Genomic DNA, 17150 nt, shown 5'->3' with positions numbered 1-17150 from the left:
CCGCAAGGCCGCAACACCGGCCGCGGATTGGTGAGAATCACCAGAATCACTTGCTCCACCGTTTAGGGTTCGATGGGTGAGTGTGGATCCGGAGACGTTCGGCCGCTACCAAATAATGGGGTTGCTGGGCCGGGGCGGCATGGGACGCGTGTACCGCGCCTACGACCCCGCCACCGATCGCGTGGTGGCGCTCAAAGTGCTCCCGCCGCATTTGGCAGAGGACAATCAGTTCCAGCAAAGGTTCCGCCGCGAGGCACGCATCGCGGCCGGCCTCAACGATCCGCACATCGTGCCCATCCACGGCTACGGCGAGATCGACGGCCAGCTCTATGTCGACATGCGGCTGATCGAGGGGCGCGACCTGGCGGAGTACATCGTGCAAAGCGGTGGGCGCCTGTCCCCCGAGCGCACCGTCGCGGTGATCGAACAGGTTGCGGCGGCGCTGGATACGGCCCACTCGGTGGGCTTGATCCACCGTGACATCAAGCCGAAGAACATCCTGGTGACCGCCGCGCGAGATTTCGTCTACCTGATCGATTTCGGCCTCGCCCGCGCGCAGACCGACACCGAGCTCACCGGCACCGGCGCCACGATGGGCACCGTGGCGTACCTGGCGCCCGAACGCTTCAGGGGCACAACGGATCACCGCGCCGACGTGTATTCGTTGGCCTGCGTGCTCTACGAGTGCCTCACCGGAAGCCGGCCCTTCCCCGGCGACAGCCTCGAGGAACAGCTCAACGCGCACGTGAACACGCCGCCACCGCGAGCGTCGATCATCGCGCCCGGCGTGCCGCCGGCCCTTGACGCGGTGATCGCGCGGGGCATGGCGAAGGACGTCAACGCCCGCTACCAGTCGGCGATGGAGCTCGCCGAGGCCGCCAGGGCAGCGCTGACCGCCACCGACGCGCCAGCCGTCGCACCACTCGTCGCACCACTCGTCGCACCACTCGTCGCCCCACTCGTCGCGCCGCCCTCCGCTGTGGAACCGGCGGCACCGGCGTCGCAGCCGCAGCCGGCGCCGCAGCCGGTCCAGGCGAAGACGTTCAACAGGCGGCTGGCCCTGGGCATCGTCGGCGGGTCGCTCGTCGCGCTGGCTGCGGTGGTGGCCCTGGTCATTTCGCTGGTGACGCAGAGCCACGGCTCGACGAACAACGCGGCCTCCCCCACCCCGAGCCGCGCCAGGGTGCCCGCCCGGCCGGGGTCGGCCCCCGGGCCGACGTCGGCGACCGGCGCGACCGTGCCGCCGCTGCCGGCGTTCGCGGCCCCGCCCGACCTCGGCGCCAATTGCCAGTACCCGCCGTCGCCGGATCCGGCGAGCAAGTCCGCCAACCTGCCGCCGACGGGCCGGGTCGCCACCGAACCGTCCCCGATCCACGCCGTCATCTCGACCAACTTCGGCGACATCGGCGTCCAGCTCGCCAACAACGAGTCCCCGTGCACGGTGAACAGCTTCGTCAGCCTGGCGAAGCAGGGGTTCTATGACAACACCGTGTGCGGGCGGATGATCGACGAGCCGGAGGGCGGGACGCTGCTGTTCGGCGGCCCCGATGCCGACGGCGGCGGGGGCGCCGGTTACGAATTCGCCGACGAATATCCCACCAACCAGTACAAGGCCGACGACCCGGCGCTCAAGGCGACCGTGATCTATCCGCGCGGGACCCTCGCGGAGGCCACCAACGGGCCCAACACCAACGGGAGCCAGTTCTTCGTGGTGTTCCGGGACGCCGAGATCGAGCCGACGTCCACGGTGTTCGGCTCGGTCGACGAGGCGGGCCTGGCCACCCTCGACAAGATCGCCAAGGTGGGGGTGGCCGGCAACCGCACCAGGGGCATGCCCACCAGCACCGTCACGATCACGTCCGTGCGGGTGGGCTAGGAACTTCAGGCTGCGGACGTCACGCGGTAGACGTCGTACACGCCCTCGACGTTGCGCACGACGTTGAGCAGGTGCCCGAGGTGCTTCGGGTCGCCCATCTCGAAGGTGAACCGGCTGATCGCCACCCGGTCGCCCGAGGTGGTGACCGACGCCGACAGGATGTTGACCTTCTCGTCGGCCAGCACCCGCGTGATGTCCGACAGCAGCCGGTGCCGGTCGAGCGCCTCGACCTGGATGGCCACCAGGAACACCGACGACGCCGACGGCGCCCACAGCACCTCGATGATGCGCTCCGCCTGCTGCTGCAGCGACGCGGCGTTGGTGCAGTCGGTGCGGTGCACGCTGACCCCGCCGCCGCGGGTGACGAATCCCATGATCTGGTCGCCGGGCACCGGCGTGCAGCACTTGGCCAGCTTGGTCAGCACGCCCGGGGCGCCGGGGACGGAGACGCCGACGTCGTCGCTGCTGCGCGGGCGCCGCAGCATGGTGGTCGGCGTGGACCGCTCGGCGAGTTCCTCCTCGGCCTGGTCGATGCCCCCGAGCTCGGCCAGCAGCCGCTGCACGACGTGGCGGGCCGACACATGCCCCTCACCGATCGCGGTGTAGAGCGCGGACACGTCGGCGTAGTGCAGCTCGCGGGCCACCGCGGCCATCGACTCGCCGTTTACCAAGCGCTGCAACGGAAGTCCGCCGCGGCGCACCTCGCGCGCCATCGCGTCCTTGCCGGCCTCCAGCGCCTCCTCGCGGCGCTCCTTGGCGAACCACTGGCGGATCTTCGTCTTGGCGCGCGGGGACACCACGAACTGCTGCCAGTCCCGCGACGGCCCGGCGTTGGGCGCCTTGGACGTGAAAACCTCTACGACTTCCCCGTTTTCGAGCTTGCGTTCCAGCGCCACCAGGCGGCCGTTGACCCGGGCGCCGATGCAGCGGTGGCCGACCTCGGTGTGCACGGCGTAGGCGAAGTCCACCGGCGTCGACCCGGTCGGCAGCGTGATCACGTCGCCTTTGGGGGTGAACACGAAGAGCTCCTGGACCGCAAGGTCATAGCGCAGCGACTCGAGGAACTCGCCCGGGTCGGCGGCCTCCCGTTGCCAGTCGAGCAGCTGACGCATCCAGGCCATGTCATCGATCTCGGCGGTGGCGTGCGGATGCGGAAGGCCGTTGCGGCCCTTTGCTTCCTTGTAGCGCCAGTGCGCGGCGATGCCGTACTCGGCGGTGCGGTGCATGTCGCGGGTGCGGATCTGGATTTCCAGCGGCTTGCCCTCCGGCCCGACGACGGTGGTGTGCAACGACTGGTACACCCCGTAGCGCGGCTGGGCGATGTAGTCCTTGAACCGGCCCGCCATCGGCTGCCACAGCGAGTGGACGACGCCGACCGCGGCGTAGCAGTCCCGGATCTCGTCGCACAGGATGCGGATGCCGACCAGGTCGTGGATGTCGTCGAAGTCGCGGCCCTTGACGATCATCTTCTGATAGATCGACCAGTAGTGCTTGGGCCGGCCCTCGACCGTCGCCTTGATCTTCGACGCGCCCAGGGTGTTGACGATCTCGGTGCGGACCTTGGCCAGATAGGTGTCGCGGGAGGGCGCGCGTCCGGCGACCAGCCGCACGATCTCCTCGTACTTCTTGGGGTGCAGGATCGCGAACGACAGGTCCTCCAGCTCCCACTTGACGCTGGCCATGCCTAGCCGATGGGCAAGGGGCGCAATGACTTCCAGCGTCTCGCGGGCCTTGCGGGCCTGCTTCTCCGGCGGCAGGAAGCGCATGGTACGCATGTTGTGCAGCCGGTCGGCGACCTTGATCACCAGCACCCGCGGGTCGCGGGCCATGGCGGTGATCATCTTGCGGATGGTCTCGCCCTCGGCGGCGCTGCCCAGCACCACCCGGTCCAGCTTGGTCACGCCGTCGACGAGGTGGCCGACCTCCTCGCCGAATTCCTCGCTCAACGCCTCGATCGTGTAGCCGGTGTCCTCGACGGTGTCGTGCAGCAGCGCGGCCACCAAAGTGGTGGTGTCCATGCCCAATTCGGCCAGGATGTTCGCGACGGCCAGCGGGTGCGTGATGTAGGGGTCACCGGAGTGGCGCAGCTGGGTGGCGTGCCGCTCGTCGGCGACCTCGAACGCCCGCTGCAGCAGCTGCAGGTTCGCCTTGGGATAGATCTCCCGGTGCACCGCCACCAGCGGCTCGAGCACGGGGTTCAGCGTGCTGCGCTGCGCGGTCATGCGCCGTGCCAGCCGGGCCCGGACCCGGCGGGAGGCGCTGCTGGAGGTCTTCAGCGTCTCGGTCGGCGCCTCCGAGGGCTCGACGACCGGCGTCTCGTCGATGGGCGGCGCAACGGCCTGCGTCGTGCTCTGGTCGTCCGCCACGATTGTCACCTCCGAAGTCGAGGATATCTCCAAAGTCCGCCTTTCCGGCCGCGTCGAGCGCGCGCTACGCGCGGCTCAGGCTGTACACCGGCAGCGGCGCCACCGCCTCGCGACCGCCCAGCGCGACGAGCTCCACCACCACCGCGGCCGCCGTCACGTGCGCCCCGGCCCGCTCCAACAGCCGGGCGGCCGCGCCGAGCGTGCCGCCGGTGGCCAGCACGTCGTCGATGACGACAACGTCTCGGCCGCGCAGATCGATCCCGTCGGCCGGGATTTCCAGGGTCGCGCTGCCGTACTCCAGGTCGTAGCGCTCGGCGTGCACCGGCGGCGGCAGCTTGCCGGCCTTGCGGATGGCCAGCACGCCGGTGCCCAGCCGGCCTGCGACGGCCGCGGCGACCAGGAACCCCCGGGAGTCGATGCCGGCCACCAGGTCGGCGCCGGCCGCGATCTCGGCCAGCGCGTCGACGACCGCGTTCATCCCGCCCCGGTCGGCGAACAGCGGGGTGAGGTCCTTGAACTGCACGCCGGGCTGCGGGAAATCGGCGACGTCGCGCGTCAGCGACGCGATCAAGTCGGCCACCGGGACGCGCGTCACTCGACCAACGCCCATCGATCCATGTTCCAGCCGGCTCCCCACCTGGTCGGATTCCTGGTCACGGCGTACATCTTCTTCGATGTCAGCAGCGTGCGCTGCTGCCGGTACAGCGGCAGGGTCGGCATGTCGGCCCACAGCAGGGGGGCCGCCTGCGCCAGCAGCCTGACCCGCTCGGCCGGGTCGGCCGACACCACCAGCGCGCTGATCGCCGCGTCGACCTGGGGATTGTTGTAGCCGGACAGGTTGTTGCCGTTGCCGCTGTGCAGGGCGTAGGCGTCCATGGCCGACGAGCCCGTCGACCCGCTGCCGGTGGCCCCGCCGGTGCTGGCCAGCAGCACGTCGATCTTGCCGTCGCGCAGCGCCTGGGGCCCGGAGGTGTCCAGCGGGACGCCGGTGACGGTGACGCCGGCCGGGGCGCAGGACTTGGTGATCGTCCCGACGGTCACGGCCAGCCGCGCGTTGGGCCCCTGGTAGCCGATGCGCACCGGCAGGGGCGCGCCGCCCAGCGCGTCGCGGGCGGCGGCGGGGTCGGCCTTGCCGAACGGGCCGGCTTCGGCAGCGCCCTCACCGGCCGCGATGGCGTCCTCGGTGGCCGGCTGCAGGCGGGAATTGGCGATCGCCACCCCGGCGTCGTGCGCGATCGTGTCGCGCGGCGTGCAGAACGCGAACGCGCGGCGGGCCTTGGGCTGCGCCAGAGGCCCCTGCGGCGCGAAGATCAGCTGCTCGATGCCGTCCGACGGCGAATCGGCGCGCTCGTAGTTGTCCGGGGTGGCCAGCGCGCCGGAGGAACCGGCCGCGACGTCGACGACGTCGACGCTGCGGCCGTTGACCCGGTCTTGGATGTCGGGCCCCTGGGGCCAGACGGTGATCCGCTTGGTGACCGCCTTGGGCCCCCACCACCGGTCGTTGGCGACGAGCACCACCGCGCCGCCGTCCAGGATTCGCTCGATCTTGTACGGCCCCGACGACGGGAAGCGCTTGACGTCGGCACCGGGCTTGAGGTCCCAGCCGGTGTTCCACAGCTTCGCGATCTGCGCCACCACCGGCCCGTTGTTGCTCAGCAGCGCGGCGGTCACGTCCACGTTGAGCTGATCGGCGATCACGTGCGACGGCAGGATCGAGGTCGCGGAGAACAGCTGGGCGTAGTCGACGACGGCGCGGTCGGGGGCGAAGGACACCCGAGCCTTCTTCTGGCCGGGGACGCACTCGACGTTGGCGATGTCGACGTAGCCAGCCTGGGTGGCGGCGTCGAAGCCGGGAAACCGGCCCGACTGGGCCGCCCAGGCCAGCACCAGGTCGTCGCAGGTCACCGGCTTGCCGTCGCTGTAGACGGCGTTGTCGGCGATCTGGTAGTCCAGCACCAGCGGAGACCCGCTCACGACCGAGACGGAGCCGAAGTCGCGATCGGCGACGACCTGGCCGTCGGGGCCGTGATAGCCGAAGCCGGTGAGCGTGCGGGCGAACGCCTGCGCCCCCGCCGACGCGGCGCCGGCGACGGTGTTGGTGTTGTAGGTGGCCAACGGGCCGTCGACCACGTAGTCGACGTTCGAGGCGGCGCTGCCCGAACACCCGGTCAGCGCGAAGCCCGCCAGCAGCGTCGCGGCCAACGCAGCCGCCGCGGTCCCCCTCAGGTTCCCCCGGCCGGCCCCCACCATCTGGCCTACCGCCGGCCTGCGTTTCGCTTGCCGGTGGGGCGCCGGGTCCCGGTGGGGCGCACCGGGCGCGCGCCGGGCGCCGGCTTGCTCGGGGCGGCCTTGGCGGGGGCCTCGGACGCCTCGGACGCCTCGGCCGGCTCGGCCGCCTCAGACGCTTCCGTGGGCTCGTCGGCGGCGGTCTCGGAGATCTCGACGGCCGAGTCGTCGGAGCGGCCGCGCCGCTTGAGGACCCGGCGGGTGTGGGTGCGCACCAGCTCGGTGCGTTCACGCAGGGTGACCAGCAACGGGGTGGCAAAGAAGATCGACGAGTAGGTGCCCACCAGGATGCCGACCAGCTGGACCAACGCCAGGTCCTTCAGCGTGCCGACACCCAGCAGCCACACCGCCACGACCATCAGCGCCAGCACCGGCAGCACGCTGATCAGGCTGGTGTTGATCGAGCGCATGAACGTCTGGTTGATCGCCAGGTTGGCGTGCTCGGCGAAGGTGCGCCGGTTGGTGTGCTGGAAGTCGCGGGTGTTCTCCTCGACCTTGTCGAACACGATGACGGTGTCGTAGAGCGAGAAACCCAGGATGGTCAGCAACCCGATGACCGTGGCGGGGCTGACCTCGAAGCCGACCAGTGAGTAGATGCCGGCGGTGACGGTCAGGTCGAAAACCATGGTGGTCAGCGCGGAGATCGCCATGTACCGCTCGTAGCGGATGGTGATGTACAGGCTGACCAGCGCCAGGAACACCACCAGCGCGATCAGCGCCTTCTTGGTGATCTGGTCGCCCCAGGTCTCCGACACCGCCGAGTCGCTGATGGCCTGCTTGCTCGGCTTGCCGTCGGTGCCCCTCGGCTGGAAGGCGTCGAACAACGCGTTGCGAAGCTTGGTGGTCTGGTCGTTGGTCAGCGTCTCCGAACGGATCTGCACCGTCGCCGAGGCGCCGTTGCCGACGATGACCACCGACTCCGCGTCCTTGCCGATCGTCTTCGCGAAGACCTCGGAGACCTGCGCGGTCTGGGCGCTACCGCGCGGCATCGAGACGGTGGTGCCGCCCTTGAAGTCGATCCCGAAGGTGAAGCCGCGCAGCACGATGCTGAGGAGCGCGACCGCGACGATCGCGCCGCTGATCCCGTACCACAGCCGACGCCGCCCGATGACCTCGAACGCGCCCGTGCCCGTGTAGAGCCGGGAGATGAAATTGTGGTGCGGCAGCTGGGCGCTGTCGGTCAGCGCGGTCGCATCCTTGGCGGCGCTCATGCCCTATCCCCGTCCCGTCTTCACGTCCGCGGCCCGGCGTTCGCGCGCGACCTGCTGCACGGCGCCCAGGCCGTTGTAGGCCGGCCTGGCCAGCGTCGCAGACTGGGACGCCAGGTAGACCAGCGGCCAGGTCACCAGGAACACCACCACGGTGTCGAGCAGCGTGGTGAGGCCCAGGGTGAAGGCGAACCCCCGCACCTGGCCGATCGCCAGGGCGTAGAGCACCGCGGCGGCCAGGAAGGTGACCGCGTTGCCCGACAAGATCGTCCGGCGCGCCCGCACCCAGCCCCGCGGCACCGCCGACCGGAACGAACGACCCTCGCGGATCTCGTCTTTGATGCGTTCGAAGAACACCACGAACGAGTCGGCGGTGGTGCCGATACCGATGATCAGGCCGGCGATGCCCGCCAGATCCAGGGTGTAGTCGATCTGGCGGCCCAGGATCACCAGGATCGCGAAAACCATTGCGCCGGAAGCGGTTAGCGACAAAGCGGTGAGCAAACCCAACACCCGGTAGTACAGCAACGAATAAACCAGAACCAGGACCAGGCCGATCGCGCCGGCGAGCAGGCCGGCCCGCAGCGAGGTCAATCCCAGTGTCGCCGAGACGGTTTGGGCCTCCGATGATTCGAAGGACAGCGGCAGCGACCCGTATTTCAGGACGTTGGCCAGCTGCTTCGCGGTGGTGGCGTTGAACGGCGGCTGACCGCCGGAGATCTGGGTGCGCCCGCCGGGGATGGCCTCCTGGATCATCGGGGCGCTGACCACCTGGGAGTCCAGCGTGAAGGCGGTCTGGGTGCCGACGTGGGCGGCGGTGAAGTCCGCCCAGGTGTTGGCCGCCGCGGGCTTGAACTGCAGGTCGACGACGTAGCCGATGCCGCGCTGGTTCTGGCTCGACGTAGCGTCCGCGATCTGGTCGCCGCTGATGATCGACGGCCCCAGCAGGTAGGCGACCTTGTGGTCGGTCGAGCAGGTCACCAGCGGCAGCGCCGGGTCGTCGTTGCCGGCCAGGATGTCGTCTTTATCGCATTGGGTCGCCTGGAACTGCAGGGCCAGGAACTGGATGCCCTGGCGGGTGCTCTGCCGCCAGGTCTTCTCCTCGGAGATGCGCTCGGCCAGGTCCTTGCGTGGGTCCGGCGGTGCGGGCGCCTCCGGCGGCGGAGCGGGCGCCTCGGGCGGCGGCGCCGGTGCCGGGCTGGGCGCCGGGCCCGGGGGCGGGTCCTGCGGATAGGGCCGCGGTTGCGGGCGCGGCGCCGGCTGCGCGGGCGGCGCCGGCTGCGCCGGTTGAGCGGGCGGCTGGGGTTGCGCCCCGCCAGGCTGGCCCGGCGCCGGCTGCTGGCCGGGCGCCGGCCCGCCCGGGGGCGCCTGGGCCGGCGGCTTGGGCTGGGCGGCCTGCGCCGGCATCGAGTTGAGCACCGGCCGGATATAGAGGCGAGCGGTTTGGCCCAGGTTGCGGGCCTCGTTGCCCTCGTTGCCGGGCACCGTGATGACCAGGTTGTCGCCGTCCACCACGACTTCCGAACCGGACACGCCCAGGCCGTTGACCCGGGCGCTGATGATCTGCTGCGCTTGCGCCAGCGCCTCCCGGCTGGGCCGGGAACCGTCGGGCGTGCGCGCGGTCAGCGTTACGCGGGTGCCGCCCCGCAGGTCGATGCCGAGCTTGGGCGCTGCCCGCTTGTCGCCCGTGAGGAACACCGCCAGGTAGACACCGATCAGCAGCAACAGGAACACCGACAGGTAGCGGGCAGGGTGCACCGGCGCCGATGACGATGCCACTTTCCTCGTATCTCCTCGCGAATCGGTTTCTTGCCCCGGCAGAGCCTAGAAAAGCCTACGTGCCTGTCACCTACCGGCCCGGGTCGGTCAGCCCGTCGGATTCCTCCAAGTCGTCGGCGCCGTCGTCGTCGCCGAACTCGTGGGCCCCGGTGGGCTCCTCGGGCAGGATCTTGTCGCGGATGGCCAGCTTCATCCACGTGGTGACCACGCCGGAGGCGATCTCCAGGTCGACGGTGTCGTCGGTGAGGGCGACGACGGTGGCTTCCAGACCGGACGTGGTGTGCACGCGGTCCCCGGGGCGCAGGGAGTCGTGCAGGTCGATGGTGGCCTGCGTCGCCTTCTTCTGCCGGCGCCCCTGCAAGTAAATGAAGCCGACCATGATGAGCACGAACGGCAAAAACATGACCAAACTATTCATCGCGCCTATCTCTCTTATTCGGCGTTCCGGGGCTCGAAACGACCAGTAACGGCCAGTCTGCCAGCACCCCGGGTGGCCGATGACTGGCCCCGCTGAGTCGCGGCCGACCAGATAGGCTTGACGCGCGACGTGACACTCGCGCCGCGGTGAGGAGGACGTCGTGGCCAGCCTCGAGCAGACTCGCCGGCTGGTCACCGAAATCCCCGGTCCCACATCGCTGGAACTCAACACGCGCCGGGCCGCGGCTGTGTCCCACGGCGTCAACGTCTCGCTGCCGGTCTACGTCGCGCGCGCCGGCGGCGGCATCGTCGAGGACGTCGACGGCAACCGGCTCATCGACCTGGGGTCCGGCATCGCGGTCACCACGATCGGCAATTCGTCGCCGCGGGTGGTGGACGCGGTGCGCGCGCAGGTCGCCGACTTCACGCACACCTGCTTCATGGTGACGCCGTACGAGGAGTACGTCGCCGTCGCCGAGGAGCTCAACCGGATCACCCCGGGCTCCGGCGAAAAACGCTCGGTGTTGTTCAACTCCGGCGCCGAGGCGGTCGAAAACGCCGTCAAGGCCGCGCGCGCCTACACCCGCAAGCCGGCCGTGGTGGCGTTCAACCACGCCTACCACGGGCGCACCAACCTCGCGATGGCGCTCACCGCCAAGTCCATGCCCTACAAGAGCGGCTTCGGGCCGTTCGCCCCGGAGATCTACCGCGCCCCGCTGTCCTATCCCTATCGGGACGGCCTGCTCGACAAGGAACTGGCCACCGACGGCGCGAAGGCCGCCGCGCGGACGATCCGGGTGATCGAGAGCCAGGTCGGCGCCGAGAGCCTGGCCGCCGTCCTGATCGAGCCGATCCAGGGCGAGGGCGGGTTCATCGTGCCGGCCGAGGGATTCCTGCCCACCCTGCTGGATTGGTGCCGCCGCAACGACGTGGTGTTCATCGCCGACGAGGTGCAGACCGGCTTCGCGCGCACCGGCGCCATGTTCGCCTGCGAGCACGAGGGCCCGGCCGGCCTGGAACCCGACTTGATCTGCACCGCCAAGGGCATCGCCGACGGGCTGCCGCTGTCGGCGGTGACCGGCCGCGCCGAAATAATGGACGCCCCGCACGTCGGCGGGCTGGGCGGCACGTTCGGCGGCAACCCGGTGGCGTGCGCGGCGGCGCTGGCCACCATCGCGACCATCGAGAGCGACGGCCTGATCGAGCGGGCGCGGCAGCTGGAACGGCTGATGACCGAGCCGCTGTTGCGGGTCCAGGCATCCGACGACCGGATCGGTGACGTTCGTGGCCGCGGCGCCATGATCGCCGTGGAGTTGGTGAAGTCGGGGACGGCGGACCCCAACCCCGAACTGACCGAAGCGCTTTCGAAGGCCGCCCACGCGGCCGGGGTGATCGTGTTGACGTGCGGGATGTTCGGCAACGTCATCCGGCTACTGCCACCGCTGACCATCAGCGACGAGCTGCTGACCGAGGGTGTCGACACCCTGACCGGTCTTCTCAGCGAGCTCTAGCGCCGGTGTGCAACATCACACCCCGGGCGGGCTCGTTGAGGAATACCGTTAGTTTTGCTAACGTTTTTGACATCAGCGCAACGTCGCGCGACCCAATCACCTAGTGCTTACGCGTTAAAGGGAACCTTTATGTCGACTACCACCACGCAGGAACAATGGCTCGCCCGCCGCGTCGACGACCTCACCGCCAACGACGCACAGTTCGCTGCCGCCCGACCGGACCCGGCCGTCGCCGAGGCCCTTGAGCAGCCTGGACTGCGCCTGCCGCAGATCATCCAGACTGTGCTCGAGGGCTACGCCGACCGCCCGGCCCTCGGGCAGCGCGCCGTCGAGTTCGTCAAGGACGCCAAGACCGGACGCACGTCGCTCGAGCTGCTCCCCCGCTACGAGACCGTCAGCTACGGCGAGCTGCGCGACCGCGTCGGCGCGCTGACCCGCGCGCTGGCCCACGACTCGGTCCGGCCCGGCGACCGGGTGTGCGTGCTCGGCTTCAACAGCGTCGACTACGCCACCATCGACATCACGCTCGGCATGATCGGCGCCGTGTCGGTGCCGCTGCAGACCAGCGCCGCGATCACCCAGCTGCAGCCGATCGTGGCCGAGACCGAGCCGAGCGTGATCGCGGCCAGCGTGAACCAGCTGCCCGACGCCGTCGAGCTGATCCTGGGCGGGCAGGCGCCGGCCAAGCTGGTCGTGTTCGACTACCACCCCGAGGCCGACGACGAGCGCGAGGCCGTCGAGGCCGCCCGCGCGCGGCTGGCCGACACCGCCGTCGCCGTCGAGACCCTGGCCGACCTGCTGGAGCGCGGGAGTGAGCTGCCCGAGGCGCCGGGTGGCGGCGCCGACCCGGAAAATTCAGCCGACCCCCTGGCCCTGCTGATCTACACCTCCGGCAGCACCGGCGCGCCCAAGGGCGCGATGTACCCGGCGAGCAACGTCGGGAAGATGTGGTGCCGGTCGGCCCGGAACTGGTTCGGGCCGAGCGCCGCGTCGATCACCCTCAACTTCATGCCGATGAGCCACGTCATGGGGCGCGGCATCCTCTACGGCACCCTCGGCAACGGCGGCACGGCCTACTTCGCGGCCCGCAGCGACCTCTCGACGCTGCTGGAGGACCTCGAGCTGGTCCGGCCCACCGAGATGAACTTCGTGCCGCGGATCTGGGAGACCATCTACGCGGAGTACCAGCGCCGGGTCGACCGCGGAGACGGCGAGGCCCAGGTGATGGACGAGCTGCGCCAGTACCTGCTGGGCGGCCGGTTCATCTTCGCGATGACGGGCTCGGCGCCCACCTCCCCGGAGCTGCGCGAGTGGGTCGAGTCCCTGCTCGAGATGCACCTGTTGGACGGCTACGGGTCCACCGAGGCGGGGATGGTCCTGTTCGACGGCGAGGTGCAGCGCCCGCCGGTGATCGACTACAAGCTGGTCGACGTCCCGGACCTGGGCTACTTCGCCACCGACCGGCCGTACCCGCGCGGCGAGCTGCTGCTCAAGACCAACAACATGTTCCCCGGCTACTACAAGCGGCCCGAGGTCACCGCCGGCGTGTTCGACGAGGACGGCTACTACCGCACCGGCGACGTCGTCGCCGAGGTCGCCCCCGACAAGCTGGTCTACGTCGACCGCCGCAACAACGTGCTCAAGCTCGCGCAGGGCGAATTCGTCACCGTCGCGAAGCTGGAGGCGGTGTTCGGCAACAGCCCGCTGGTGCGCCAGATCTACGTCTACGGCAACAGCGCCCACCCGTACCTGCTGGCCGTCGTGGTGCCGACCGAAGAGGCGTTGGCGGCCAACGACATTCAGTCGCTCAAGCCGCTGATCGCCGACTCGCTGCAGAACGTCGCGAAGGACGCCGGCCTGCAGTCCTACGAGGTGCCGCGCGACTTCATCATCGAGACAACGCCTTTCACGCTGGAGAACGGTCTGCTGACCGGCATCCGCAAGCTGGCCTGGCCGAAGCTGAAGCAGCACTACGGCGAGCGGCTGGAACAGCTCTACGCCGAGCTGGCCGAGGGCCAGGCCCACGAGCTCAGCGAGCTGCGCCGCAGCGGAGCCGACGCGCCGGCGCTGCAAACGGTCACCCGGGCCGCGGGCGCGCTGCTGGGCAGCGCGGCCGGCGACCTGTCCGCGGACGCGCACTTCACCGACCTGGGCGGAGACTCGTTGTCGGCGTTGACATTCGGCAACCTGCTGCACGAGATCTTCGACGTCGACGTGCCGGTGGGCGTGATCGTCAGCCCCGCCAACGACCTCGCGGCGATCGCCACCTACATCGAGGGCCAGCGCACGGGCACCAAGCGGCCCAGCTTCGCCTCGGTGCACGGCTTTTCAAATAAGGAAGACGCGACCGAGGTGCACGCCGCCGACCTGACGCTGGACAAGTTCCTCGAGGCGTCGACGCTGACCGCCGCGCCGGAGCTGCCCAAGCCCACCTCCGAGGTGCGGACGGTCCTGCTGACCGGCGCGACCGGCTTCCTGGGCCGCTACCTGGCGCTGGAATGGCTCGAGCGGATGGACCTGGTCGACGGCAAGGTGATCGCCCTGGTGCGGGCCCGCTCCGACGAAGAGGCCCGCGCGCGGCTCGACAAGACCTTCGACAGCGGAGACCCGGAGCTGCTGGCCCACTACCGGGCGCTGGCGGCCGACCACCTGGAGGTCGTCGCCGGCGACAAGGGCGAGGCCGACCTCGGCCTGGACCGGCAGACCTGGCAGCGGCTGGCCGACACGGTCGACCTGATCGTCGACCCCGCGGCGCTGGTCAACCACGTGCTGCCGTACAGCGAGCTGTTCGGGCCCAACGCGCTGGGCACCGCCGAGCTGATCCGGCTGGCGCTCACCACCAGGCAGAAGCCGTACGTCTACGTGTCGACGATCGGCGTGGGCGACCAGATCGAGCCGGGCAAGTTCGTCGAGGACGCCGACGTCCGGCAGATCAGCCCGACGCGGGCGATCAACGACGCCTACGCCAACGGCTACGGCAACAGCAAGTGGGCCGGCGAGGTGCTGCTGCGCGAGGCGCACGACCTGTGCGGCCTGCCCGTGGCGGTGTTCCGGTGCGACATGATCCTGGCCGACACCACCTACGCGGGCCAGCTCAACCTGCCCGACATGTTCACCAGGATGATGCTGAGCCTGGTCGCCACCGGCGTCGCGCCCGGTTCGTTCTACGAGCTGGACGCCGACGGCAACCGGCAGCGGGCGCACTACGACGGCCTTCCGGTCGAGTTCATCGCCGCCGCGATCTCCACGTTGGTGCCGACCGAGGGGTTCGAGACGTACCACGTGATGAACCCCTACGACGACGGCATCGGCCTCGACGAGTACGTCGACTGGCTGATCGACGCCGGTTACCCGATCCAGCGCGTCGCCGAGCACGGCGAGTGGTTGCGCCGGTTCGAGGGGTCGATGCGGGCCCTGCCGGAACGCCAGCGCCAGTACTCGCTGCTGCCGCTGCTGCACAACTACCAGAAGCCCGAGAAGCCGCTGCGGGGTTCGCTGGCGCCGACCGACCGGTTCCGCGCCGCGGTGCAGGAGGCGAAAATCGGCCCGGACAAAGACATTCCGCATGTCTGTCCGCCGATCATCGTCAAGTACGTCACCGACCTGCAGCTGCTCGGACTGCTGTAAACACCAATGCGATCGCCCAGCCCCCTTCGGGGCGGGGCGATTCGCTTTATCCGGAGACTCAGCCCTGCGGATGCGGCCAGCGCAGGTACGCCGCGTTCGGCGACCCCGCTTCGCGCTGGCGGCGCCAGCCACGCTCCATGCGGGGCTTGGTCAGCGCGCCCGACGACACCGCGGACGACTCCTCGAGGCCGGACGCATACGCAGGCTCCCCGCCCGGCGCAGCTGCATCGGACTCGCCATAGCCCAGTGATTCCACGTCGCGCGCGAGCCGGACCGCCGTGCGGGCCAGGACCACCCCGCCCACGAAGATGATCAGCGCGCCGAGACCCGAGAAGTAGGAAACCTCGAGCGCGGCCCGCTTGCGTTCGGTCGCGGCGATCGGGTCGCCGGCGGATCCGATGCCCAGCAGCGGAGCGATCTGCCCGCCGACCACGAACCAGGCGCCGGACAGCACCGCGAGCCAGCCGCCCAGCATCGCGGCGATGCGGTTGCCGGCGACGATCAGCAGCAGTCCCCCCACCACCGTGGCGCCGCCCGGGAGCACCTCGAGCCAGCCCCGCGCGGTCGTCCACGCCCAGTCGCGGTCGGGCGTGTACGCGAAGTTGAAGTGCGGACCGACGAACGGGATCAACGCACCCCAGGCGCCGAGGATCACCAGGATCAATCCGCTGATCGCGCCGCGCGAGCGCGGCATGGTCAACGCGCCTGGATGGTCCCTATCTGCGTATTTCATTCCATCTCCTCAATTGAAGCCGGGCCGATTTCCGGCCCCCCGGGAGTACCCGACCCGGCCGCGATATAACACCGCGCGGGCAGAAGGAGCGGCAAAGCGTGACCAGTGGGGCTGCTGTTCCTGGTGTTACCAGGACAGGCCGAGCACCAGCAGCACGATGGCGATCACCGGCAGCGTGCCCTGGATCACCGCGGCGCGCGCCTTGTCACGCGCGGAGAACAGCAGCACCATCGCGGCGGCGGCCATGGATCCCACGCCGGCGAGAACGAGCGCGACGCCCACGGCCTTGTCGCCCATGATCACCGGGGGAATGCCGAGGATGGTGACGATCGCGAGGAACAGGTTGTAGAAGCCCTGGTTGAAGGCGAGCAGCCGGGTGGTCTCGGCCTCCTCGGGCGTCGTGCCGAAGATGGCGCGGGTGCGCGCCGAGGTCCAGGTCAGCGACTCCATCGTGAAGATGTACACGTGCAGTAGGGCGGCCAGCCCGGCGAACACCAACCCGGCGGTGATCATCGCTCCTCCTCGCTAGTCGAAGACCCAAGAACCATACCGAGCCGCCGTCGCCCTGGCGCGCAAAAGCACCGGCGGCCCCTCAGGAACTACCGGTGCTCTCGCGCGGTCAGCGGGCTGGCACTAGACGCCGGCGTGATGGTGCCGGCGGAACAGGCCACCGCGGTGGAAGAAGCCGCCGCGGGCGGGCTCGTCGGCCCGCACGTCGCGAGGTGATTCGTCGTACCCGGCCGGTTCCGGTGCCGGCGTCGCGGCGACCGGTGCCGGTTCGGCCACTGCGACATCCCGGACGTCGCGCGCATGCCGGACCGCGACGCGCGCCAGGGCGGCGCCGCCGAGGAACACGATCAGCGCGCCCAGCCCGGTGAAGTAGGTGACCTCGAGCAGCGCCCGTTTCAGGTCCGTCGCCGCCACCGGCTGGCCGACGTCGCCGATGTTCAGCGTCGCGGCGAAAGCGCGGCCGACCACGAACCAGGCGCCGGCGAACACCGCCAGCCACCCGCCGAGCATGGCGCTGGACCGGCTGCCCGCGACGAGCAGGATCAGGCCGCCCACCGCGGCGACGACGCCGGGCAACACCTCCAGCCAGCCTTTGGCGGCCGTCCACGTCCAGGCCGGGTCGACGGAATACGTCCACCTGATCAGGGGTCCGATGAACGGGGCCAGCGCCCCCCATGCACCCAAGAGGATCAGGAGCAGCCCGGACACCGCACCGCGGGTGCGTGGCATGTATGCCGTGCGTGGGCTTTCATAGTCAGGACCAGTGCGCCTCATCAGAATCTCCTCCGCCGAGCGGTTTGCTGATGCTGACCGGGTACCCGGGTCGGCGGTGGCGTA

Annotated in this window: 12 protein-coding genes; 3 read left to right on the top strand and 9 right to left on the bottom strand. The window is 70.0% G+C overall.

Going from position 1 to position 17150, the window contains the following annotated elements:
- The first annotated feature begins 76 nt into the window (after positions 1 to 76).
- On the top strand, positions 77 to 1876 hold the full coding sequence (locus AC5Y2S_RS07835) for a protein kinase domain-containing protein (protein ID WP_499955185.1): 1800 nt from the start codon (positions 77 to 79) through the stop codon (positions 1874 to 1876).
- 5 nt (positions 1877 to 1881) lie between these two features.
- Here the strand turns inward: AC5Y2S_RS07835 and AC5Y2S_RS07830 are convergent, their stop codons facing one another.
- From AC5Y2S_RS07830 to yajC, 6 genes are all read right to left on the bottom strand, one after another.
- Positions 1882 to 4242 (bottom strand): RelA/SpoT family protein, encoded by a 2361-nt coding sequence (locus AC5Y2S_RS07830; RefSeq protein WP_499955183.1) that lies wholly within the window; start codon positions 4240 to 4242, stop codon positions 1882 to 1884.
- A 64-nt stretch (positions 4243 to 4306) separates the two neighbouring features.
- Positions 4307 to 4852, bottom strand: a complete 546-nt coding sequence (locus tag AC5Y2S_RS07825; protein ID WP_499955181.1) for an adenine phosphoribosyltransferase — start codon at positions 4850 to 4852, stop codon at positions 4307 to 4309.
- On the bottom strand, positions 4834 to 6492 hold the full coding sequence (locus AC5Y2S_RS07820; RefSeq protein WP_499955179.1) for an ABC transporter substrate-binding protein: 1659 nt from the start codon (positions 6490 to 6492) through the stop codon (positions 4834 to 4836). The genes AC5Y2S_RS07825 and AC5Y2S_RS07820 overlap by 19 nt, the downstream gene beginning before the upstream one ends.
- A 5-nt stretch (positions 6493 to 6497) precedes the next feature.
- Positions 6498 to 7739 carry a protein translocase subunit SecF gene (gene secF, locus AC5Y2S_RS07815; protein ID WP_499955177.1) on the bottom strand — a complete coding sequence of 414 codons (1242 nt, stop codon included), beginning with the start codon at positions 7737 to 7739 and terminating at the stop codon, positions 6498 to 6500.
- Positions 7740 to 7742: 3 nt separating this feature from the next.
- Positions 7743 to 9515, bottom strand: a complete 1773-nt coding sequence (secD, locus tag AC5Y2S_RS07810; RefSeq protein WP_499955175.1) for a protein translocase subunit SecD — start codon at positions 9513 to 9515, stop codon at positions 7743 to 7745.
- Between the two features lie 70 nt (positions 9516 to 9585).
- Positions 9586 to 9933: a preprotein translocase subunit YajC gene (yajC, locus tag AC5Y2S_RS07805; RefSeq protein ID WP_499955173.1), complete on the bottom strand. Its 348-nt coding sequence runs from the start codon at positions 9931 to 9933 to the stop codon at positions 9586 to 9588.
- Between the two features lie 160 nt (positions 9934 to 10093).
- Here yajC and gabT point away from each other — a divergent pair, with 160 nt between their 5' ends.
- Both gabT and car read left to right on the top strand, forming a co-directional pair.
- Entirely contained in the window at positions 10094 to 11443 is a 1350-nt protein-coding gene (gene gabT, locus AC5Y2S_RS07800) for a 4-aminobutyrate--2-oxoglutarate transaminase (protein WP_499955171.1), read from the top strand.
- 129 nt (positions 11444 to 11572) lie between these two features.
- On the top strand, positions 11573 to 15070 hold the full coding sequence (gene car, locus AC5Y2S_RS07795) for a carboxylic acid reductase (protein WP_499955169.1): 3498 nt from the start codon (positions 11573 to 11575) through the stop codon (positions 15068 to 15070).
- Between the two features lie 58 nt (positions 15071 to 15128).
- Here car and AC5Y2S_RS07790 read toward each other — a convergent pair whose 3' ends face one another.
- The 3 genes from AC5Y2S_RS07790 to AC5Y2S_RS07780 all read right to left on the bottom strand — a co-directional run bounded on the left by AC5Y2S_RS07790 (position 15129) and on the right by AC5Y2S_RS07780 (position 17087).
- Entirely contained in the window at positions 15129 to 15803 is a 675-nt protein-coding gene (locus AC5Y2S_RS07790) for a hypothetical protein (RefSeq protein ID WP_499955167.1), read from the bottom strand.
- Positions 15804 to 15929: 126 nt separating this feature from the next.
- Entirely contained in the window at positions 15930 to 16316 is a 387-nt protein-coding gene (locus tag AC5Y2S_RS07785) for a DUF1304 domain-containing protein (protein ID WP_499955165.1), read from the bottom strand.
- A 120-nt stretch (positions 16317 to 16436) separates the two neighbouring features.
- Positions 16437 to 17087 (bottom strand): hypothetical protein, encoded by a 651-nt coding sequence (locus AC5Y2S_RS07780; protein ID WP_499955163.1) that lies wholly within the window; start codon positions 17085 to 17087, stop codon positions 16437 to 16439.
- Positions 17088 to 17150: the final 63 nt, after the last annotated feature.

The organism is Mycobacterium sp. NGS69 (assembly GCF_059812165.1).
Note: the sequence above shows the minus strand (reverse complement) of the source record. Positions and strands in the feature narration are given on the sequence as shown.

Bases quoted from the DNA above. Each gene is read 5' to 3' on its own strand.
- AC5Y2S_RS07825 (WP_499955181.1), bottom strand. From the start codon at position 4,852: ATGGGCGTTGGTCGAGTGACGCGCGTCCCGGTGGCCGACTTGATCGCG.
- AC5Y2S_RS07820 (WP_499955179.1), bottom strand. From the start codon at position 6,492: ATGGTGGGGGCCGGCCGGGGGAACCTGAGGGGGACCGCGGCGGCTGCG.
- secF (WP_499955177.1), bottom strand. From the start codon at position 7,739: ATGAGCGCCGCCAAGGATGCGACCGCGCTGACCGACAGCGCCCAGCTG.
- yajC (WP_499955173.1), bottom strand. From the start codon at position 9,933: ATGAATAGTTTGGTCATGTTTTTGCCGTTCGTGCTCATCATGGTCGGC.
- car (WP_499955169.1), top strand. From the start codon at position 11,573: ATGTCGACTACCACCACGCAGGAACAATGGCTCGCCCGCCGCGTCGAC.
- AC5Y2S_RS07790 (WP_499955167.1), bottom strand. From the start codon at position 15,803: ATGAAATACGCAGATAGGGACCATCCAGGCGCGTTGACCATGCCGCGC.
- AC5Y2S_RS07785 (WP_499955165.1), bottom strand. From the start codon at position 16,316: ATGATCACCGCCGGGTTGGTGTTCGCCGGGCTGGCCGCCCTACTGCAC.
- AC5Y2S_RS07780 (WP_499955163.1), bottom strand. From the start codon at position 17,087: ATGAGGCGCACTGGTCCTGACTATGAAAGCCCACGCACGGCATACATG.